The 19,315-nt window shown below is 70.2% G+C and carries 21 protein-coding genes and 1 tRNA gene; 11 read left to right on the top strand and 11 right to left on the bottom strand.

The window, feature by feature from the left end; all coding sequences use genetic code 11:
• Nucleotides 1–75 precede the first annotated feature (75 nt).
• The 6 genes from thrB to JW613_RS12575 form a co-directional block, all read right to left on the bottom strand.
• On the bottom strand, nucleotides 76–1,095 hold the full coding sequence (gene thrB / locus JW613_RS12600; protein ID WP_209210874.1) for a homoserine kinase: 1,020 nt from the start codon (nucleotides 1,093–1,095) through the stop codon (nucleotides 76–78).
• A 625-nt stretch (nucleotides 1,096–1,720) separates the two neighbouring features.
• Nucleotides 1,721–2,845 (bottom strand): threonine synthase, encoded by a 1,125-nt coding sequence (thrC, locus tag JW613_RS12595; RefSeq protein ID WP_245225532.1) that lies wholly within the window; start codon nucleotides 2,843–2,845, stop codon nucleotides 1,721–1,723.
• A gap of 116 nt (nucleotides 2,846–2,961) precedes the next feature.
• The gene (locus JW613_RS12590) at nucleotides 2,962–4,260 is read right to left on the bottom strand and encodes a homoserine dehydrogenase (RefSeq protein ID WP_209210962.1); all 1,299 of its coding nucleotides are present in this window, start codon (nucleotides 4,258–4,260) and stop codon (nucleotides 2,962–2,964) included.
• A gap of 241 nt (nucleotides 4,261–4,501) precedes the next feature.
• Nucleotides 4,502–5,920 (bottom strand): diaminopimelate decarboxylase, encoded by a 1,419-nt coding sequence (gene lysA / locus JW613_RS12585; RefSeq protein WP_099884250.1) that lies wholly within the window; start codon nucleotides 5,918–5,920, stop codon nucleotides 4,502–4,504.
• 54 nt (nucleotides 5,921–5,974) lie between these two features.
• Nucleotides 5,975–6,844 carry a DALR anticodon-binding domain-containing protein gene (locus JW613_RS12580; RefSeq protein ID WP_209210873.1) on the bottom strand — a complete coding sequence of 290 codons (870 nt, stop codon included), beginning with the start codon at nucleotides 6,842–6,844 and terminating at the stop codon, nucleotides 5,975–5,977.
• Between the two features lie 195 nt (nucleotides 6,845–7,039).
• Nucleotides 7,040–7,486 carry a response regulator gene (locus JW613_RS12575; RefSeq protein ID WP_209210961.1) on the bottom strand — a complete coding sequence of 149 codons (447 nt, stop codon included), beginning with the start codon at nucleotides 7,484–7,486 and terminating at the stop codon, nucleotides 7,040–7,042.
• Between the two features lie 149 nt (nucleotides 7,487–7,635).
• Between JW613_RS12575 and JW613_RS12570 the strand changes: the two genes are divergently transcribed.
• Nucleotides 7,636–7,707 (top strand) — tRNA-Arg (locus JW613_RS12570).
• A 155-nt stretch (nucleotides 7,708–7,862) separates the two neighbouring features.
• On the opposite strand, the gene JW613_RS12565 is transcribed toward JW613_RS12570, so the two are convergent.
• The gene (locus tag JW613_RS12565; RefSeq protein WP_209210872.1) at nucleotides 7,863–8,042 is read right to left on the bottom strand and encodes a hypothetical protein; all 180 of its coding nucleotides are present in this window, start codon (nucleotides 8,040–8,042) and stop codon (nucleotides 7,863–7,865) included.
• A gap of 178 nt (nucleotides 8,043–8,220) precedes the next feature.
• Here JW613_RS12565 and JW613_RS35740 point away from each other — a divergent pair, with 178 nt between their 5' ends.
• From JW613_RS35740 to JW613_RS12550, 3 genes are all read left to right on the top strand, one after another.
• Complete coding sequence (locus tag JW613_RS35740) at nucleotides 8,221–9,153, top strand: hypothetical protein (protein WP_245225458.1); 933 nt, start codon at nucleotides 8,221–8,223, stop codon at nucleotides 9,151–9,153.
• Nucleotides 9,154–9,438: 285 nt separating this feature from the next.
• Nucleotides 9,439–9,759 carry a hypothetical protein gene (locus JW613_RS12555; protein WP_209210871.1) on the top strand — a complete coding sequence of 107 codons (321 nt, stop codon included), beginning with the start codon at nucleotides 9,439–9,441 and terminating at the stop codon, nucleotides 9,757–9,759.
• 332 nt (nucleotides 9,760–10,091) lie between these two features.
• Nucleotides 10,092–11,246 (top strand): branched-chain amino acid aminotransferase, encoded by a 1,155-nt coding sequence (locus tag JW613_RS12550; protein WP_209210870.1) that lies wholly within the window; start codon nucleotides 10,092–10,094, stop codon nucleotides 11,244–11,246.
• A gap of 73 nt (nucleotides 11,247–11,319) precedes the next feature.
• Here JW613_RS12550 and JW613_RS12545 read toward each other — a convergent pair whose 3' ends face one another.
• On the bottom strand, nucleotides 11,320–12,336 hold the full coding sequence (locus tag JW613_RS12545; RefSeq protein WP_209210869.1) for a DUF8094 domain-containing protein: 1,017 nt from the start codon (nucleotides 12,334–12,336) through the stop codon (nucleotides 11,320–11,322).
• Between the two features lie 547 nt (nucleotides 12,337–12,883).
• A complete protein-coding gene (locus JW613_RS12540) occupies nucleotides 12,884–13,810 on the bottom strand; it encodes a universal stress protein (RefSeq protein WP_209210868.1) in 927 nt (308 codons plus the stop codon).
• Nucleotides 13,811–14,169: 359 nt separating this feature from the next.
• On the opposite strand from JW613_RS12540, the gene JW613_RS12535 reads away from it, so the two are divergent.
• The 6 genes from JW613_RS12535 to JW613_RS12510 all read left to right on the top strand — a co-directional run bounded on the left by JW613_RS12535 (nucleotide 14,170) and on the right by JW613_RS12510 (nucleotide 17,424).
• Nucleotides 14,170–14,571, top strand: coding sequence for a rodlin (locus JW613_RS12535; RefSeq protein WP_209210867.1), 402 nt, complete (start codon nucleotides 14,170–14,172; stop codon nucleotides 14,569–14,571).
• A gap of 336 nt (nucleotides 14,572–14,907) precedes the next feature.
• Nucleotides 14,908–15,144, top strand: coding sequence for a chaplin (locus JW613_RS12530; RefSeq protein WP_209210866.1), 237 nt, complete (start codon nucleotides 14,908–14,910; stop codon nucleotides 15,142–15,144).
• Nucleotides 15,145–15,296: 152 nt separating this feature from the next.
• Complete coding sequence (locus JW613_RS12525; RefSeq protein ID WP_209210865.1) at nucleotides 15,297–15,935, top strand: chaplin; 639 nt, start codon at nucleotides 15,297–15,299, stop codon at nucleotides 15,933–15,935.
• Nucleotides 15,936–16,325: 390 nt separating this feature from the next.
• The gene (locus JW613_RS12520; protein WP_209210864.1) at nucleotides 16,326–16,607 is read left to right on the top strand and encodes a hypothetical protein; all 282 of its coding nucleotides are present in this window, start codon (nucleotides 16,326–16,328) and stop codon (nucleotides 16,605–16,607) included.
• Between the two features lie 140 nt (nucleotides 16,608–16,747).
• Nucleotides 16,748–17,155: a rodlin gene (locus JW613_RS12515; RefSeq protein WP_209210960.1), complete on the top strand. Its 408-nt coding sequence runs from the start codon at nucleotides 16,748–16,750 to the stop codon at nucleotides 17,153–17,155.
• Nucleotides 17,156–17,253: 98 nt separating this feature from the next.
• Nucleotides 17,254–17,424 carry a hypothetical protein gene (locus tag JW613_RS12510; RefSeq protein ID WP_209210863.1) on the top strand — a complete coding sequence of 57 codons (171 nt, stop codon included), beginning with the start codon at nucleotides 17,254–17,256 and terminating at the stop codon, nucleotides 17,422–17,424.
• Nucleotides 17,425–17,469: 45 nt separating this feature from the next.
• On the opposite strand, the gene JW613_RS12505 is transcribed toward JW613_RS12510, so the two are convergent.
• Nucleotides 17,470–17,916, bottom strand: a complete 447-nt coding sequence (locus tag JW613_RS12505; RefSeq protein WP_209210862.1) for a hypothetical protein — start codon at nucleotides 17,914–17,916, stop codon at nucleotides 17,470–17,472.
• A 285-nt stretch (nucleotides 17,917–18,201) separates the two neighbouring features.
• On the opposite strand from JW613_RS12505, the gene JW613_RS12500 reads away from it, so the two are divergent.
• On the top strand, nucleotides 18,202–18,702 hold the full coding sequence (locus tag JW613_RS12500) for a DUF5949 family protein (protein ID WP_209210861.1): 501 nt from the start codon (nucleotides 18,202–18,204) through the stop codon (nucleotides 18,700–18,702).
• Between the two features lie 21 nt (nucleotides 18,703–18,723).
• Here the strand turns inward: JW613_RS12500 and JW613_RS12495 are convergent, their stop codons facing one another.
• Nucleotides 18,724–19,269, bottom strand: a complete 546-nt coding sequence (locus JW613_RS12495) for a carboxymuconolactone decarboxylase family protein (protein ID WP_209210860.1) — start codon at nucleotides 19,267–19,269, stop codon at nucleotides 18,724–18,726.
• Nucleotides 19,270–19,315: the final 46 nt, after the last annotated feature.

The following is a 19,315-nucleotide window of genomic DNA, read 5'->3' as shown; positions in this document are numbered from 1 at the left end:
CTGCGAGTGCAGACTTGAGGTTAACACTACCGGATCCAACAAACATTCCCCCTCTCGAAGATCCGCAACCCGCTGTCACCGGGGCCCGCTGTCCGTGCCTTCCGGTGCGTTTCCGGTCCCGTTCCCGGCCTCCTGACCGGCACCGTTCCCGGCATCGTTTCCACCGGTCCGGGCCGTGGCGGAGAGCGGCAGGACGCTGGCTCCCGCCAGATCGAGGGCGAGCCTGTTGGCCGTCCAGCCGTCGCCCGCCAGCCGGGAGACCTTGTCGGCCTCGCCGTCGTCGGCCGCCAGCGCCAGTACCGTCGGTCCGGCGCCCGAGATCACGGCGGGAACGCCCTCGGCGCGCAGTCCGCCGACCAGTTCCGCACTCTCCGTCATCGCCGGGGCGCGGTACTCCTGGTGCAGCCGGTCCTCGGTGGCGGCCAGCAGCAGCTCGGGACGGCGCGTCAAGGCCTCGACGAGCAGCGCGGCGCGCCCCGCGTTGAACGCCGCGTCCACATGCGGCACGCTGCGCGGCAGCAGCCCTCGCGCGGTCTGGGTGAGCAGGGGCTTCGCCGGGACGAAGACCACCGGGACGAGGGATGCGGCGGGCTCCATCCGCAGCGCGCGGGCCGCGCCGCCGTCCGTCCAGGCCAGCGTGAAGCCGCCGAGCAGGCAGGCGGCGACGTTGTCAGGATGGCCCTCGATCTCGGTGGCGAGCTCCAGCAGCGCGGTGTCGTCCAGCCGGGCCTCGCCGCCGGTGGTCACGGCGCGGGCCGCCATCACGCCGGCGCAGATGGCGGCGGAGGAGGAGCCGAGGCCGCGGCCGTGCGGAATGCGGTTGGCGCACACGACCTCCAGGCCGCGCGGCTGCCCGCCCAGCAGCTCGAACGTGGTGCGCAGGGAGCGGATGAGCAGATGGTTCTCGTCGCGGGGCAGGGTCTCGGCGCCCTCGCCCGCGATGTCGATGTGCAGCCCGGAGTCGGCGACGCGGACCACCACGTCGTCGTAGATCCCCAGGGCGAGGCCCAGGGCGTCGAAGCCGGGGCCGAGGTTGGCGCTGGTGGCGGGGACGCGCACCCGGACGGCGGCGGCGCGGAACGCGGGACCGGCCATCTCTCGATGACTCTCCTTGGTTTGGGTTTGCGGAGCACCCTCGACCGCGGCTGCGCCGGACCGGTCACGGCTCCGCGCTCACCCGCGGTGGGGACGTACGGGAGTCGGGGTGAAACTCAGCCTATCGAAGGTGGGTTCGCTGGCGACATAGGGCGCACGGGAGGCGCACGATGCGTGTCGTGAGCCTCCCCGTGCTTCGGCGCGGTACGCATGCGTGCCGCGCACCGAACCGTCCCGCCCGGAGGCGGAACCGGCCCGGGCGGAACCGGTACGGGTCGCCGGCCGGACGCTCCGCTTCGAGTGCTCCGATGCGGATGTCCGACCCCGCGCACCCGGTCCGGAAGCGGCCCGGTGAGACCCGCATCAGGGATCTGCCCCGGAGGACGGCCCCGGGAAACCGACCCGGCCGGAATCGGTCCCGACCAGCTGCGGCGACCCGCAGCGGCAGCCGGTTCCCCCCGGTAACAGCCGACCGGCGACAGCGACAGCCGGCCCGTCCGCACCGACGGCGACCGACCGGCGTGGCCACCCCACGGCGCCCGACCGGCGGTGACCCGACCCACCGTGGCCGACCGGTGACAACCGGTCCAGACCAGTGGCGGGACCGGAGTCGCCGGGCACCGGCTCAGGCCAGGCCGAGCCGCCCGGCGGCGGCGTCCGCGTCGACGGGGACGACGATGGGCTGCGGCGCGCCCGCCACCGCCCAGTCCGGATCCTTGAGGCCGTTGCCGGTGACGGTGCAGACGACACGCTGCCCCGGGTCCACCCTGCCCTGCTCGGCCGCCTGGATCAGCCCCGCGACCGAGGCGGCCGAGGCGGGCTCCACGAACACGCCCTCCTGTGCGGCCAACAGCCGGTAGGCCCGGAGGATCTGACGGTCGGTCACCGAGTCGATGAAGCCGCCCGACTCGTCACGCGCCTGCTCGGCCAGCGTCCAGGACGCCGGGTTGCCGATCCGGATGGCGGTGGCGATGGTGCTCGGCTCCTTGACGGCCTCGCCGCGCACGATCGGCGCCGCGCCGGACGCCTGGTAGCCCCACATCCGCGGCGTGCGGGTGGCCGGGCCGTCCTGGTGATACTCCCGGTAGCCCTTCCAGTAGGCCGTGATGTTGCCCGCGTTGCCCACCGGCAGTACATGGATGTCGGGGGCGTCCCCGAGCATGTCGACGATCTCGAAGGCGGCGGTCTTCTGCCCCTCGATCCGCACCGGGTTGACCGAATTGACCAGCGCCACCGGGTACTTGTCCGACAGTCCGCGGGCCAGCTCCAGACAGTCGTCGAAGTTGCCGTCGACCTGGAGGATCTTGGCACCGTGCACCAGCGCCTGCCCCATCTTGCCCAGCGCGATCTTGCCCTGCGGCACCAGCACCGCGCAGACCATCCCCGCTCGGACGGCGTAGGCCGCGGCCGACGCCGAGGTGTTACCGGTGGAGGCGCAGATGACGGCCTGTGCCCCCTCCTCCTTGGCACGGGTGATGGCCATCGTCATCCCGCGGTCCTTGAAGGAGCCGGTGGGGTTGGCGCCCTCCACCTTCAGATGGACGTCGCAGCCGGTCAGCTCGGAGAGCTTCTGTGCGGGCACCAGCGGGGTGCCGCCTTCACGGAGCGTGACGGGGGTGGTCTCTGGGGCGACCGGCAGGCGGTCGCGGTACTCCTCGATGATGCCGCGCCACTGCGGGCGCCCCGCGGTGCGTCCCGCCCCCTGGGCGGCGGACGCGGACGAGGCGGCATCGCCGACGGCGGCACGCATCTGTGACATCGGAGGCTCCATGACGGTCACTGTTCCTTGGCTCCCTTACTGACCATTGTCCGACGCTGCGGTGCTGTGGTGCCGCACACAGTCCGTCGCTGCGGCGCTCCGCACGCTCACTCCCCCTCGACCCGCATGATGCTGGCCACCCCGCGCACGGTGTCGAGGCCGCGCAGTGCCTCGACCGTCGCGCCGAGCGCCGCGTCCTGGGCCCGGTGGGTGACGACCACGAGCCAGGCTCCGTCGTGCGCGCCTTCCTTGCCCTTCTGCCGCACGGTGTCGATGGAGACACCGTGCTCGGCGAAGACCGTGGCCACCTGCGCCAGCACGCCGGGTTTGTCGGCCACGTCCAGGCTGATGTGATAGCGGGTGACCACCTCCCCCATGGGCGAGACGGGCAGCTGCGCATAGGCGGACTCGCCCGGGCCCTTGCCCCCGCTGAGCTTGTTGCGGCAGGCGGCCACCAGATCGCCGAGAACGGCGGAGGCGGTGGGCGAACCGCCGGCACCGGGGCCGTAGAACATCAGCTGCCCGGCCGCCTCGGACTCGACGAAGACCGCGTTGTACGCCTCGCGCACCGAGGCCAGCGGATGGCTGAGCGGGATCATCGCGGGGTGCACCCGGGCGGTCACCGAACGGCCGTCCTCGGCGCGCTCGCAGATGGCCAGCAGCTTGACGGTGCACCCCATGCGTTTCGCGGAGGCGATGTCGGCCGCCGTCACATCGGCGAGGCCCTCGCGGTGCACATCGTCCAGGCGTACCCGGGTGTGGAAGGCGATACCGGCCAGGATCGCGGCCTTGGCCGCCGCGTCGAAGCCCTCCACGTCGGCGGTGGGGTCGGCCTCCGCGTAGCCGAGCGCGGTGGCCTCGTCCAACGCCTCGCTGTAGCCGGCGCCGGTGGACTCCATCCGGTCGAGGATGAAGTTGGTGGTGCCGTTGACGATGCCCAGGACCCGGTTGACCTTGTCGCCCGCCAGGGACTCGCGCAGCGGGCGCACCAGCGGGATGGCGGCGGCCACGGCAGCCTCGTAGAAGAGGTCGACGCCGTACTTCTCGGCGGACTCGTGGAGGGTGGAGCCGTCCTCGGCCAGCAGCGCCTTGTTCGCGGTCACGACGCTGGCGCCGTGCTCGAACGCCGAGGTGATCAGGGTACGGGCGGGCTCCAGGCCGCCGATGACCTCCACCGCCACATCGATGTCCTCGCGCGCGGCGAGCCCCGCCGCGTCGGTGGTCACCAGCGCGGGGTCGACACCCGCACGGACCCGGTCGGGCCGGCGCACGGCGACCCCGGCCAGCTCGACCGGGGCGCCGATGCGCTGGGCGAGGTCCTCCGCGTGCGTCGTCATGATGCGTGCCACCTCTGAGCCGACGACCCCACAGCCCAGCAGCGCCACTTTCAGCGGACGCGTACGCATCATCTGACCTCTGTTTCTCGACGTTTTTTGGTTCTCGAAGTGCTTCGGCTCTTGGTTCTCGAAGTGCTTCGGCGCCTTCGACTTCTTGTCGCCCGGACCGGCGTCTTTCTCGTCGTCCGGGCCGACGCCTTCTCCCGCGAGCCGACGTCCGGCCCGTCGGACCGGGCGTTTTCGTCCGTCAAGTCTCACTTACCGAAACGGAGATTCCACGTCTGTTCCAGTATGTGGGACGTATATCTCGCTACCCGACATCGAGTCGCAGGAGATCTTCCTCCGTCTCGCGCCGCACGATGGCCCGGGCCTGCCCGTCCCGCACCGCGACGACCGGCGGGCGCAGCGCATGGTTGTAGTTGCTCGCCATCGAACGGCAGTACGCACCGGTCGCGGGCACGGCCAGCAGATCGCCCGGCGCCAGGTCCGCGGGCAGGAACGCGTCCCGTACGACGATGTCACCGCTCTCGCAGTGCTTGCCGACGACCCTGCTGAGCATCGGCTCCGCCTCCGAGGCACGGGAGACCAGCGCCACGCTGTACTCCGCGTCGTACAGCGCCGTACGGATGTTGTCCGACATCCCGCCGTCCACACTCACATACGTACGCAGCCCCTCCAGCTCCTTGATCGTGCCGACCTCGTAGAGCGTGAAGGCCGTCGGCCCGACGATGGCACGCCCCGGCTCCACCGACAGCCGCGGCACCGCCAGCCCCGCCGCCTCGCACTCCCGCGTGACGATGTCGCCCAGCGACTTGGCGATCTCGTGCGGCTCCCGCGGGTCGTCCTCGGGGGTGTACGCGATACCCAGGCCACCGCCCAGATCGATCTCCGGCAGCTCCACCCCGTGCTCGTCCCGGATCTGGGTGAGCAGCCCCACCACCCGCCGGGCGGAGACCTCGAAGCCCGCCATGTCGAAGATCTGCGAGCCGATGTGCGAGTGGATCCCGGTGAGCTCCAGGCTGTCCAGCATCAGCACCCGGCGTACCGCCTCGGCCGCCGGGCCCCCGCCGGCCTCCGGATGGGACGAGCTCCCGGCCAGCGCGAGCCCGAACTTCTGGTCCTCGTGCGCCGTCGCGATGAACTCGTGCGTGTGCGCCTCGACGCCCACCGTGACCCGAAGCTGCACCGGCTGCCGCCGCCCCAGCCGCTCGGCGATGTGCGCGACACGGGCGATCTCCTGGAACGAGTCCAGCACGATCCGCCCCACGCCCGCCTCCACGGCCCGGGTGATCTCCTCGTTCGACTTGTTGTTGCCGTGCAGCGCGATGCGCTCCGCCGGCATCCCGGCGGCCAGCGCGGTCGCCAGCTCACCGCCGGAGCACACATCGAGGTTCAGCCCCTCCTCGTACAGCCAGCGCACGACAGCGCGGGAGAGGAACGCCTTCCCCGCGTAGAAGACGTCGGCGTCCTGCCCGAAGGCGTCGCGCCAGGCGCGGCAGCGGGCGCGGAAGTCGTCCTCGTCCATCACATACGCCGGAGTGCCGAACTCCTCGGCGAGCCGGCGTACGTCCAGCCCGCCGACGGAGACGGCCCCGTCCAGCGTGCGCTCGACCGTCTGCGCCCACACGCGCGCGTCGAGCGAGTTCAGATCGGCCGGCGGCGCCGTGTAATGGCCCTCCGGGAGAACGTCGGCGTGCCGGGGCCCTGCCGGGTGTGCGGAACGGCTCATGATCGTGTCCCTGTGTCCCTGTTGCTGAGTTCCAATGTCCCTGGAGCCAAGGCTCTAGAGATGTACGGGTGCGGTGACGCCGAGCTGGGACAGGCCGCCTGCCAGCACCGCTCCGGTGGCCTCGGCGAGGGCCAGCCGACCGCGGTGGGCGGCCCCGGGTTTCTGCTCGCCACGGGGCAGCGGCTCGCCCGCGTCATGGAACGCGGCGAACGCCCCCGCGACGGCATCCAGATGCCGCGCCAGCGGGCCGGGCGCGGTGATCCGCGCCCGGTCGGCGAGCAACGCCAGCAGCCGCGCGCCGGCCGCACCGAGCGGCACCGCGCTCGCCGGCTCGGGCCTGAGCCCGAGCCGTCGGCCGTTACGCAGCAGGGAGCAGATCCGCGCATGCGCGTACTGCACCCGAAAGAGCGAGCTGGACCGCTCCGTACGCACCGCCAGCGCTGCGGGGTCCTCCCCGGTGACCGCAGCCCACCGCGGAATGTCCCGGCAAGGATCGTCCGTCGGCTCGGGGGTGAGGGGGGCGAGGAGACCGGTGGAGGGACCGGCGGGGGCGGAGACCGTGGCGCGGTCCACCGAGTCGCTGTCCACCGGCCCGCTCCCCGCGAGGGTGCGTACCAGCTCGATCCGGGCGGCGGACGTGAGCGTGACATTCACGAACCCTCCGCCGACGACCTCGGCCACCGAGACGGCGTCCTCGTCCCGTACCAACCTGACGGCCAGCGCCTCCGCGACCTCGCGCGCGGGACGCCCGCAGGCCGCGGCGACCTGGAAGGCGGCCCCGGTCGCGTAGTCCCCCTCGCCGCGCCGGGGCGGCGACTCGACGACGACGCGTACACGAGCACAGAGGGACCCCGCGTCTGCGTCGTCCGGGAGCACACGAGGCAGCGTGTGCCGGATGGTGCGCGAGAGCTGGGCGGGGGTCACAGAGCAAGCGTATGGGAGGCGGGGTGGGTCCGCGCGAGCCGGTTTCGGCAGCTGGACGCCCACGCGGCCGAACGCGACCGCGCTGGTCACGCACTGCGGCGAGGGGGCGACGCAGGGCACCCGACCGACTCGACCCCCCCCCCGGTCCCCAGGGGGCTCTCCCCCTGGGCCCCCTCTCCCTCGGCTTGCCCTTCCTCAGGGCTCGACGACCTCGGAGACGACACCGAAGGCGTCAGCCGCACCCCCGGAGCCACCGCTCTCCCCTCCGGATCTCCCATGCATCAGACAGCGCACCATCCGCACCAGGTCCACGGGCTCGAACGGTTTCCCGAGAAACGCGTCCACACCTCTCTCCCCGTCGACCACACCCCCACCCTCCAGCTCGGTGCACGCGCTCACGAGCGCGAGCGGCAGGTGCCGCGTACGCGGATCGGCACGCAGCCGCTCCGCCGTACGCACCCCGTCCAGACGCGGCATCACCGCATCGAGCGTCACCACATCGGGCCGCACACGATGCACCACGTCCAGGCACTCGGCACCGTCGACGGCGGTCACCACCTCGAAGCCCTCAAGCTCGAGGTTGACCCTGATCAACTGCCGGATGACGCTGCTGTCGTCCACAACAAGCACCCGGCCGGACATACCTGGCACATCCAGAAGCGTAGGCGCGCCCCTCCCCCTGCGTCCGGGTTTTGCCCATTTCCACCCCGCCCCCACCCTCCCGCACAACCCGTTCCTGCCCACCCCCGGTGACCTGGTAGTGTTCTACCTGTCGCCGCCAAGACGGCCACGCCCCCGTAGCTCAGGGGATAGAGCAACGGCCTCCGGAGCCGTGTGCGCAGGTTCGAATCCTGCCGGGGGTACTTCGACTGAAGTGCCGAAACGCCCTGTGACCAGGTTGGATGCTGGTGCGGGGCGTTTGTCTTGCCAGGATCAGATGCAGGCTGAAGCAGCCCCAGGTCAGTGATCACGTTGTGATGGCGATTGGTGCGGGCAGTCGTCGCGTCGGTGCTGTGCGTCATGCGCCCCCCGGGCGTTCGCGCTCTGCGGCGTGCAGGAGCGCCTGCAGTACTCGCCAGGCTCTGCTCCGGCGCCCGGCGTCGTTCGACCAGAGGTAGACGGTGGTCAGGACGTAGACGAGCAAGCTGACGGCTCCCAGGCCGATCAGAGGCAACAGGGCGAGGGTGTAGGGCGTCATGGGCGTGACTTCTCCTAGGAGGGTGGGCGTTGAGCCCGGTCGCTTGGGCCCTTCCACGCTCCCGCGCCGTTCTCCGGACCGTACGCACGAGGACATGCACTTCCGAACTCGCACGCGAGCCTCCATGAAGTGACGCTTCGGTCCGTCGGCTTACAGAACTTGACGGGCCATTCCGCCCATGTGCCTGCGGGAAACCAGCGCACCCGGGCGCAGCTCCTGGGATGATCGGCTGCGCGAGCACATCGAGGGGGGAGCGATGGTGTCGGCAGCATCAGGGACTGCTTCGGGGTCGGCGCTGGAGCGGCTCCGGTACCGGCTTCAGCTGCTGCATCGGCAAAGAGGCGAGCCGAGTTTCAGGGTCGTCGCACAGCGCACCGGCAAGGCGATCAGCCATACGACGGTGGGGAACGTGCTGCGCTGCGAGAGTCCGCCTGGCTGGGGACCGCTGGAACTTGTCGCCGAGGCCCTGGGCGGCGAGCTGGACGAGTTCCGGGCACTTTGGATCGCTGTGCGCGACGAGACGTCACCGTTGGCCTTACCCACCCCTGGCGTCTGGGAAGAAGAAAAGGACGAACAGTCGAACACAGTGGTGTTGTCTCTTCCCGACCTCGACGCCGCAGAGGAAGACCTCAATGGTCGAGCGGCCGAGCGCAGTCGTCGCGAGGGCGAGACACGTAAGGAATTGCTGCTCGCGCTGGAAGCCCGAGCCGATAGCGCCGACCGACTGGCCGAGTTGCACGAACGGTTGGGTCATGAGCGGGGACGCAACGAGGAGCTTCGTCAGCGGCTCGCTGCTTTGGAAGCCGAGCGCCAGGAACACAGCCGACGCATCGAGCGCCTCCAGGACGAGCTGCGTTCCGTCCGAGAAGAGCGGTTGATCCTCCTTGAGAAGCTGAACAGTCTCCACTCCCGTCGCGCTGAGCTGTACTTCACCTGGGCTCGTGAGGAGGAGAGCCGGCGTCGCAATACCGAACTCGATCGGCGGGAACGGAACATGGAAGTCCACGAGCTGCGTGAACGACTCCAGGCCGCCGAGGGGTTACTGAAATCGGTCCTTGCGTCGAGGCACGAGCCGGAGAACCCCGAGAACGCCGGTGGGTACGAGAGTTGAGTGGCGGAGCCATCAGCGAGCGGGTTGCCGTCTGACGACCTGGCGTTCGTCGTCCGTCGTCCGTCGTTCTTCGTCCGAGAACGCGTACGTGGGGTTTTGTGGGAGCTTCCGTGTATTCGCCGGGGGCTTGCGGTGGGGTGGGGGGTGGGTGAGGATTTGGGTCGGTGGTCGAGACCAGTCGTACGTGAGCGTGCGGCGGGTGGCGGCCGTCGGCGAGGGCGCGTCCGGGGGTGCGGGCCGGGGGCGGCGAGCCTTGTTTCCGCACCGCCAACGGGAGGACTCTTCGTGCCCTTCGTGTTTCGACTTCCGCGTGTTCTGGGTGTGCTGGCGGCCGGTGCCGCCTTGGTCGTCGTACCCGCTCAGGCCGCTGGTGCGGCAGCGCATGACGCGGCTGTGCCGGGTGTGTTGGGGGCTTGTGCCGAGTTGACCGAGCAGGGGCCGGGCTGGGCCTCGTTGCGCAACGACTGCGGCGTGGAGATCAGCGGGTCCGTCCAGCTGAGCTCCGGGAAGAACCCGAAGTGTGTGTCGATCCCCGCGTACGGGACGGGCACCGTGTACTGGAAGGGCAGCGGGACCGCCGAGTACGCGTTCGACTGCTTGGGGTAGGCCGAGGGCGGCCTGCGGGAAGGGCGGGCGGTGCGCGTGGGGCATGAGCCCGAGAGTCCGTATCTGCGCGTGCCCGCCCCCCTGCCCGGGGCCTGCGCCTCTGCCCGGGGCCTGCGCCTCTCGGGGCCCTGCCTGGCCGCGATGGCGCGGTGGGCGCAGCAGGCGGTGGGTGCAGCAGGCGGTGGGCTGCGGTGCGCGGTGGCTGCGCACGGCGGCGGCCACCGGGGGCGCCTCGCCGTACCGCGTACGACCCGTGTCCTGGTGGGTCGGGCACCTTACGATTCCGGGCAGTCGTGGCGGGTGTCGGGAGTTGTGTGGCGGGAGGAGTCGGTGTGAGTACTGAGTTTGCCGTGGTGCGAAGTGGACGGCCCGTGGGGGCGGAGGAGCGGGCGGCGATCCTGGCGGCGCCGGGCTTCGGGCAGTACTTCACCGATCACATGGCCTCGGCCACTTGGACGGTCGACGGTGGCTGGGCAGGGCACAGGGTGGGGCCGCTGGAGCCGTTCCAGCTGCACCCCAGCGCCGCCGTGCTGCACTACGCGCAGGAGATCTTCGAGGGCCTGAAGGCGTACCGGCACGGTGACGGCAGTGTGTGGCTGTTCCGGCCGGAGGCGAACGCGCGGCGCTTCGCACAGTCAGCGCGCCGGCTGGACCTGCCGGTGCTGCCGGAGGAGGACTTCATCGCCAGCTGCGCCACGCTGGTGGAGGTCGATGAACCGTGGGTCCCGGTACCGGCCGGTGAGGAGAGCCTGTATCTGCGGCCTTTCATGTTCGCTTCCGAGGCGTTCCTGGGGGTACGGTCCGCCGCCCGCGTCGAGTACGCCGTGATCGCGAGCCCCGCGGGGCCGTACTTCGAGTCCGGGGTCACCGGGGTCACCCTGTGGGTGAGCAGCACGTACGCGCGGGCGTCGGAGGGCGGTACGGGTGCCGCCAAGTGCGGCGGCAACTACGCCGGAAGCCTGGCCGCGCAGCGCGAGGCGGCGGAGCACGGTTGCGATCAGGTGCTGTATCTCGACAGCGCGGGGAAGGGCAATCTGGAGGAGTCCGGCACGATGAACCTCCTCCTGATCACCTCGGACGGGCACCTGGTCACACCGGAACTGGGCACCATCTTGGCAGGCGTCACCCGCGACACCCTGCTGACGCTGGCCGACCAGCACGGGCTGACTCCGATCGAACGCTCGGTCAACATCGACGAGCTGCGCACCGGAGTCGCCGACGGCACCTTCGTCGAGGCCTTCGCCGCGGGGACGGCGGCCGTGGTCACTCCGATCACCGGGTTCAAAGGCGAGGCCCGGCAGGGCGACACGGGCCACGCAGGCGACACGGGCCACGCGGGCCACGCAGGCGACAGCGCCCGGTACTACGAACTCACCGTCGGCGACGGCACACCGGGCAGGAAGACGGTCGAGCTGCGCGAGCACGTGCTGGACATCCAGTACGGCCGTACCGAGGACCCGCACGGCTGGCTGCACCGCGTGTGCTAGCAGCGCGGCGCAGTGCGGCTCGCTCACTGCACCAGAACGTCGCCGTCTGTCCGAGTCCCTCGTTCATATCCACTCATCGCGAGTCCACCAGTGCGTACTTCGCGGACAGCACCGTCGGCCGCCCCTGCCGCGGCAGGTGGGCGAGCGCCTGGCCGTGAAAGGTACTGATGACGGTCGAGCGCGGAGCGGGGTCGTAGACGGCCTCCTCGTCGGAGGGGGTGATCTGATAATCGGGGCGGGTGACGCGCAGCCACTGCTCGTGCGCAAGCGGTACGACCGCCAGCACTCCCCCGTCCGCGGTACGCAGCGCGTAGCTGTCACGGTGGCGCGGCGACACCGGTACGAAGTATCTGCGGGCGCCCTCCGCGCCGAGTTCGTCGTCGCGGTGGCGGTAGGTGGAACGCGCCTCCTTTGTCACGGCGTTGGGGGCGAGCAGCCTTGCCTCGTCGGTGCCGCCCGTCTGCCACAGGTCCTCGTACGCCCTTTGCACGTCGTACGGGCGCGGACGTGGCCCGCCGCTCCCGGCGGTGGCGTCGACCTCCGTCGCGAGTCGGGACCGGGTCGTCGCGATGCGGGGCAGCGGCCCGGCGGCCTGTAGTGGGAGCGCGACACGTAGGCGCCAGCGGGTCACCGTGCGCCCCTCCCGCGCCCCGTTCGTCCTCCGTCGCCCCTCGGCCCTGGCCTCGCCTTCGCCTGTCCCCTTGCCTTCAGCCGTCTCCACGCCCTCGCCTGTTCTCTTGCCTCCAGCTCTCGTCTCACGTCCGGCCCTTGCCTCGTCCTCGGCTCCGCTTTCCCTGGCGAAGACCAGCACGGTGGGCTGGGGTGCGGGGGCGGCGCGGGTGGCGGTCACCAGGAACCAGGGAGCGCCCGACGGGATATGGAACGCGGGGCTCCGATAGTCGGTCGGACGTGCGAACGGAGCGCGTTCGTGCTGCGGAAGTGCGTTGTACTGCCGGTAGCCGGCTGTCTGCCGTTCCAGGACGTTTCCTGCCGCGACTTCGGCCAGCAGGGCGGCATCCCGGGTCCGGTCGGCCCTCGTGGCAATCTTCTCGTAACGGTCGAGGATGCGGCGTGCCTGTGCGACGGTCACGGCACCGTGCGCACGTGGACCGGACGACGGCGCGCTCGTACGACCGCGGTCACCGCGCCCGCCACCGCGCCCGTCATCGCGAGCACCGCCGCGCGCACCACTGTCCGCCTCAGCGTGGGTGTTGCTGCGCGGACCACCGCGCCCATCACCGGACTCGCTCGCACCACCCGTACTGCCCGTACCGACAGCGTCCGGAATGTGTCCGCTCCCGCACCCCGCCCCCGCGCTGATGAGAAGGGCAGCCGCGGCCGCAAGCACGACGCCTACGGAGGTCCGTGGACGTCCGAGCCTGTGACGGCGGGACAGATGTCGGAAGGGCGGGCGACAACAAGCACACATGGTGGGGGCTCCTGAGTGCATGGCCGGAGGGGCGCGGTCGGTGTCGCCGGGCGGCCGGCAGGACGTCGCCGGGCCCGGCACCTACTGGTCCACGTCCCGCAGGATGCCTCAACTCCGTTGTGAGAGCAGCAGTTGGACCGCAAATCGACCTTGGGGACACCAAACCGCCACCCCTCAGCCGCCGTGTCACCCCTCAGTCGCCCCTCCGTCAGCCGTCCGTCAACCGTCCCCGGTGCGACGATGGCGCGTGCCGGCGCTCGCGGTTGGCCCGTACGACCGCCACCGGGCACTCCGCATGATGCAGCACCGCCTGGCTGACCGACCCGAGCAGCAGTCCGGTGAATCCGCCCCGCCCCCGGGCGCCGACGACGAGCAGTTGGGACTCCTCGCTGGCCGCGATCAGTGCCTGCCTGGTGTACTCCTGGACGAGTCGGGGCGTCACCTCCACGTCCGGGTACCTCTCGCGCCACCCGGCGATGGCCGTCGCCAGTACGCTCTCCTCCTCCGCCCGGTAGAGGTCCACGTCGTAGTACGTGGGGACCTGGACGCTCGGTCCCGCGGCGACCGGGCCCGTCCAGGCGTTCCAGTTGTGCAGCGCGACGAGTTCGGCCCCGCGCAGCGACGCTTCCTCGAAGGCCCAGCCGACGGCCGCGTCACCCACCTCGGAGCCGTCCACCCCGAGCAGCACCGGTCCGGTGGGGTGCTTCCTGCCGCGGGTGACCAGCACGGGGCACTCGGCGTGTGCGGTGAGATAGACGGCGACGGAGCCGACGAGCAGTCCGGTGAAGCCGCCGAGGCCGCGTGTGCCGACGACGACGAGTTCGGCGTCGCGCGACTCGGCGGTGAGGACGGAGAGCGGCTCACCGACGATGACCGCGTGGGTGACCTCGACGGTCGGTTGGGAGCTCTTGGCGCGAGCCGCGGCCTCCTCGGCCGTACGGTGGGCGACGCTGCGCAGTCCGCCTTCGGGAGGGCCCACGGCGGACGGCCCGAGCGGGACCTTCATCATCGGCCAGACGAACGCGTGTACGACACGTAGTGAGCCGCCGCGGAGCTTCGCCTCCTGAGCGGCGATGTCGACGGCCTCCAGGCTCGACGGGGAGCCGTCCACTCCCACCACTACGGTGCCGCTCACGGCCGCACTCCCTTCCGCGACCCGCCCGCCGCCACGCTTCTCGGTCCGACACATTCCTCGGCCACCCCTCCAGGCATACCGTCCGCCGACCTGGACGGCAGGGCGGATGACCCGAACGGGCGGGCGCGCCCCCACCCCACCGTGCGACGGTCGTGCCGGTCGTGGTGGTCGCAATGGTGCTTTCTGCCCGTGGTGCGTGTGCGGAGGGGAAGCACGCCAATAGACCGGACCGATGAACCGAGGATCACATCGTCGCTGGTCACAGAGGTTGTCGTCCGGGTGAATATGCGCAACCAACACCGCGTGACCGAGTTGTCCAGTGCGCTCCGCGTCTGAGCTCCACATCAGGAGGACTATCAATGATCAAGAACGCGCTGGCCACTGCCGCCGCCGCCACAGCCATCGTCGGTGTGGCTGCCCCCCAGGCCATGGCCACCGGCAACGACCATGGCACCACCACGGTGAACGGCAACGGCGCGGACCAGATGTACGGGAACTCCGCGACCTACGGGAATTGGAGCCCGCAGTTCGCGCTGATCCAGGGCTCGCTGAACAAGCCCTGTATCGCCCTCCCGGACAAGCTCAACCTGGGCTCCCTCATCGGCCTCATCCCGATCACGGTCCAGGACATCAACATCCTGTCCAGCCCGCAGACCCAGAAGTGTGTCGAGAACTCCACCCAGACCAAGGGCGACGAGGCACTCTCGCACATTCTTCAGGACATTCCCCTCCTCTCCGGCAACGGCACCGGAAACCGCTAAGCAGCTCCGGCTGCGGCCAGAGCGGAACGCGGGCAGCGGGCCCGGGGCGGCTACGCCCCGGGCCTTCCGCTGTTTGCGCGGGCGCCTGTGGGCTGTCATCTGTCCGAAGGAATTTCCGCATCCGGGCCCACCTCATCGAATGACGTAACCCGTGACGTGGCCAGAACGATCCATTACTCCATCAGAGGGATGGAGCAGGTAATTCGGCATAACTCGTGTCGTACGGAACGTGACATCGTTACGAATGGCGACAGCGGAGTTGCGGGCGATCAGCCAGCACTCGTGGACATACGAAATCCGTGGTCCAGGGAACCCCGCTTGAGAAAGGACTCCCACGTGAAGTACACGAAGGTCGCGACCGTCGCCGCAGGCACGCTGATGGCCCTGGGCACCGCCGCCGCTCCGGCTCTCGCGGACTCGGGCGCCCAGGGTGGCGCCGCGAACTCTCCCGGTGTCATCTCGGGCAATGTCATCCAGGTCCCGATTCACATCCCGATCCAGGTCTGTGGCAACACCATCGACATCATCGGTCTGCTCAACCCGGCGTTCGGCAACACCTGCGTCGCCGACTGACGTTCCCCGCCCTCGTGCGCGGGAACGAGTTCGGACGGCTCCGGTGCGGGGAGTGGAGCCCACGTGCCGGAGCCGTCCGGTTTCTTGAGACGCGGATACGGGATCGTCGGAATTCCGCGCCTTCCGCACCAGACTGAGAGCAGGAAGAGACCATGCGAAAGGTCTTGAGTAAAAGCCTCCTGACCGCTGCCGCCACAACGGGAGCACTCGCCGGCGCAGCCGGGTACGCACAGGCCGACGCGGGAGCCGGTGGTGGCGCCGCCGGCTCCCCCGGCGTCGGGTCGGGAAACGTGGTCCAGGCTCCGGTGCATGTGCCGGCCAGCGTCTGCGGCAACACGGTGAACATCGTCGCGCTGCTCAACCCGGCGTTCGGCAACAAGTGCGTCAACGGCCACACCCCCGCCAAGACGCCTCCTCACCACCACAAGCCGAGGGAGGAGCCGAAGCAGCCCCCGAAGCAGCAGACCGAGGAGGAGCCGCCGGAGAACGCCCAGGAGCGCCCGCCCGAGCGCGCTCCGGAGAAGCCCGCCGAACCGGTGGAAAACCGCGGCGAGAAGCCCGCGGATCCGGACGCCGGCGAGCGCGCCCCGGAGGCGGAGAAGGCGGTTACGCCGGTCGACGCCGGGGAAGCCGCTCCGACCGCTCCGCGAGCGGCCGAGCCCGAGCGCACGCCCTCCGAGGCGCTGGCGGAGACCGGCGGGTCCGGTGTCTGGGGCACGGCGGCCCTCGGCGTGGGCACGCTGCTGGGCGGTGTGGTGCTGTACCGCCGCTCCACACGGCTTCACGCCTGACGCACGCGTCGGAGCTTCGCACGTCGTCGCGTCGTTACGTCGTCGCGTCGTACTCGACGTATCGGTCGCATTCGTCGTACTCGGCGTATCGGTCGCATTCGTCGTGCTCCGCCTACCGGCCCGTGCAGCGGACGTCCGGGTATCGCGGAACCGCCATTGCCGCTGTTCCGCGATACGGCCGTTTCGCCGTACGCGCTGTTCCGCCGTACGCCCCGTTTTCCCGCTGCGTACTGTTCCGCGTTCCGCGTTTCACATTGCACCCGGGCAGGGATTGGGCATCGGGCGTCGTGGCGCGTATCGGGGAGAAGCGGCAGTTTCCAGTCGACCGGTTGCAGCACCGGGGCAGGCGCTGTCGGAACATCACACAGTTTCCGGGAGAAGAAACACCGTATGAAAAACAGGAAGACCGCCGCTGTCGTCGCGGGGTCGGTGATGGCTCTGGGAGCGGCGTCGCCCGCCTTCGCGAACGAGGCGCCTGTCGGTCCGCGCATGGGTTTGAACCGCGGTCTCGACTACGCCCTCGGAAGTGGCGAGCTGCTCTCCTCCTCTCCCCCGGTGGGTGTGGAAGGCCCGCAGTTCGACGCCTTGGTGAAAGCGGTGAAGCGCCCCCTGCAGGACGGGAAACTGATCGGCGATCAGAATCTGCTGGGCGGACTTCCGCTGGTCGAGTGACGACCCCGCGTCGGTAACGGAAATTCGGGTCACGGCGTACTCACCATTCAGGTGAAAAGGAAAAACTCATGAGGCGGAAGACAGTTAGACCCGACGTCCCAGACTTCCGCACCATTCCAGGAAGAACGGTAGAACCCATGATGAAGAAGGCCCTGTCCACCGCCACGGTGGCCCTTTCACTCGTCGGCATCTCCGCGATGGCCGCCCCGCAGGCGCTGGCCACCGGTAACGACACCGGCACCACCACCGTGAACGGCAACGGCGCCGACCAGAGCGACAGCAACGCCGCCACGTACGGCAACATGAGCCCGCAGAACCAGCTCATCCAGGGCTCGCTGAACAGGCTCTGCCTCCTGCCCATGGAGAAGATCAACGTCGGTTCCCTCATCGGCCTGATCCCGATCACGGTTCAGGACATCAACATCCTGTCCAACTACCAGTCCCAGAAGTGCGCGCAGAACTCGTCCCAGGCCAAGGGCGACGAGCCGCTGTCGCACATCCTGGACGACATCCCGGTTCTCTCCGCCAACGGCGAGAACAACCGCTGAGGCGCAGGACCACGCGTCGAAGCGGGACCCGCATAGAAGAAGCCACCGGCATCCAGCCGGTGGCTTCTTCGCGTGCTGCCGCGGCGACGACCGAAGCGGTGGCTGCGCCTGGGGTCGTGGCGGCGACGGCGACGGCGGCTGTCACCCCGGCAGCGGCAGCTGCCACAGCGGCAGAGCTGCCGCTGCCGCTGCGGCGACACCTGACGCGCTCCGGCATCAGGTGGCGCCACGGCGGGCAGGCAGCCGCCGCGCTGTGGGGGGGCACCTGACGCCGCGACAGCCGCACCGCAGGGCGGTCGGGCGGGCGTGCGGGCTCAGCCCTGCAGCGTGTCGGTCGCCCTGGTCGCCAGCGGGCCGACGAGCGGTAGGTCGCCGAGGGAAGCTCCGCGGGTGAGCGGGCCGGTGACGGCCGCGGTGCTCACCGGACGGAAGTCGGCGATCTGGGTGCCGACGGAGTTGTCCAACGGATCGGTGCCGGTGTTGGCCAGCGGATCGAGTTGGAGGTCGTTGACCGCACCCAAAGCACCACCGAGCGCCATGCCCGCCCCCCTTGCCGTCTCCTGCGCAGGCATCGTGACGCTCTCGGCAAGGGCCCCCACCGCGACCTCACCGCCGGACTTCCCGTCGCCACCCTGTTCGGCCGCCCCAGCTGTCGGAACGGCCGAGCCGAGCGCCGCGCCGACAGCCGCAGCGAGCACCCCCGCCCGCGCGAGGACGCGCGGGGAGGGTGCTTTGTGACGGGCGGTTCCGGAATTCAACATGTTCACCACCGAGTACGAGTTGCCCGAACGAAGGGCAACAAAGTGTGACCGGACAACTCCTTAGCGTAGTCATAGGCAAGGTCTCTCTCCAGCCTGCCGGGGGCGACCCGAAGGGATCCCGGTGGCGCGTGACTTCCCGATGACCTCCGCGTGACAGGCGTCAGCACCGGGAGGACGTACAGCTGAGCGACCGTACGCTCGGTGGCGTGCACAGGCGCCGAATGTGGTCATCCAGGGTGATTCCGGTACCGGCTGCGGCCTTCGGCGCCACTAGGGTGCCCGTCCATGACCTCCCCCCAGACCGCCCAAGGCGGCATTCAGCAGCAACAGTTCGGCACCCTCAGCGTGGTCGGCTGGGCCGGTGAGTACGGAGACGGGCGGGACATGGCCTTCCTGCTCCTCTTCTCGCTCGGCGACGGCACGGGCACCCGGGAGGAGACCGTCGCGGCGATGCGACAGCTCGCCGAGCGGGCCGGACTGACGGTCGGCGGCGACATCGTGGACGCCACCTCGAGCGGGCGGCAGTTCCCGGTCTCCGTACTCGTCGAGGCCGGCCAGGTGGCGCTGACGATGCCGAAGATGTCGGTGCAGTACCCGACGCCGCCCGAGTGGGTCGCGGCGGCGCACGATCGCGGGCACGTCTACTTCCTACTGGCGACCCACCCCTGGCCGCAGGCCCGCCTGGAGAACGAGATCGGCCAGGAGGCGCTCCGGGAGTTCGTGAGCGACGAGATGCTGGCCGCGTCGGCACACTGCCTGCTGCCCGTGCGGAGGCTCGCACGCTGAGAGCGCAAGGCGCCGGGAGCGTCAGGCATACGGCTCCAGTTCGGGGTCGACGGGTGCGCCGGTGAGCCGGTTGGCCAGGGTGGAGAGGGTGTACGCGCCGATGCCGAGGACGACTTCGAGGGCCTGCTCCGCCGTATAGCCGTGGGCCAGGAAGGCGTCGAGCGCCTTCTGGTCCACGTCGCCCGCCCGGTCGAGCACCTCGACGGTGAAGACGCGTACCGCCTCCAGGCGTGCGTCGGGGAGCGGACGCGCCTCGCGCAGGGCCTCGATCAGCTCCTGGTCCGCCTGCAGAGCGCGCAACTTGCGGGTGTGCATGGCCACACACACATGACATCGGTTGCGGGTCGCGACAGTGAGGACGACGGTCTCGCGCGCCAGCACGTCCAGGCTGGTGTCCTCGAAGGCGGCGCTCATCCTGGTGAACGCTTCCAAGGTGTGCGGCGAGACGGCGAGACGGGTCATCGCCGAGGGAAGGAATCCGAGGCGCTGCCGGGTGGCCTCCATGATGCGGCGCGAGGCGGCGGGTGCGGACTGCGGCGACAGATCGGTGAACGTCTTTTCAGGCACTGCTGCACTCTCTTCTAAAGTGGTCAACGTGGTTGTCGAAAAGAAG

This window comes from Streptomyces smyrnaeus (genome assembly GCF_017676345.1).
In the GTDB taxonomy this organism is placed as follows: Bacteria; Actinomycetota; Actinomycetes; order Streptomycetales; family Streptomycetaceae; genus Streptomyces; species Streptomyces smyrnaeus.
This window is presented reverse-complemented; position numbering and strand designations above follow the sequence as displayed.

Excerpts from the sequence above, each read along its gene's own strand:
- thrB (WP_209210874.1), bottom strand. The coding sequence starts at position 1,095 with ATGGCCGGTCCCGCGTTCCGCGCCGCCGCCGTCCGGGTGCGCGTCCCC.
- thrC (WP_245225532.1), bottom strand. The coding sequence starts at position 2,845 with ATGCGTGCCGCCGTCGGCGATGCCGCCTCGTCCGCGTCCGCCGCCCAG.
- JW613_RS12590 (WP_209210962.1), bottom strand. The coding sequence starts at position 4,260 with ATGCGTACGCGTCCGCTGAAAGTGGCGCTGCTGGGCTGTGGGGTCGTC.
- lysA (WP_099884250.1), bottom strand. The coding sequence starts at position 5,920 with ATGAGCCGTTCCGCACACCCGGCAGGGCCCCGGCACGCCGACGTTCTC.
- JW613_RS12575 (WP_209210961.1), bottom strand. The coding sequence starts at position 7,486 with ATGTCCGGCCGGGTGCTTGTTGTGGACGACAGCAGCGTCATCCGGCAG.
- JW613_RS12565 (WP_209210872.1), bottom strand. The coding sequence starts at position 8,042 with ATGACGCCCTACACCCTCGCCCTGTTGCCTCTGATCGGCCTGGGAGCC.
- JW613_RS35740 (WP_245225458.1), top strand. The coding sequence starts at position 8,221 with ATGTGCCTGCGGGAAACCAGCGCACCCGGGCGCAGCTCCTGGGATGAT.
- JW613_RS12535 (WP_209210867.1), top strand. The coding sequence starts at position 14,170 with ATGATCAAGAACGCGCTGGCCACTGCCGCCGCCGCCACAGCCATCGTC.
- JW613_RS12525 (WP_209210865.1), top strand. The coding sequence starts at position 15,297 with ATGCGAAAGGTCTTGAGTAAAAGCCTCCTGACCGCTGCCGCCACAACG.
- JW613_RS12520 (WP_209210864.1), top strand. The coding sequence starts at position 16,326 with ATGAAAAACAGGAAGACCGCCGCTGTCGTCGCGGGGTCGGTGATGGCT.
- JW613_RS12515 (WP_209210960.1), top strand. The coding sequence starts at position 16,748 with ATGAAGAAGGCCCTGTCCACCGCCACGGTGGCCCTTTCACTCGTCGGC.
- JW613_RS12505 (WP_209210862.1), bottom strand. The coding sequence starts at position 17,916 with ATGTTGAATTCCGGAACCGCCCGTCACAAAGCACCCTCCCCGCGCGTC.
- JW613_RS12500 (WP_209210861.1), top strand. The coding sequence starts at position 18,202 with ATGACCTCCCCCCAGACCGCCCAAGGCGGCATTCAGCAGCAACAGTTC.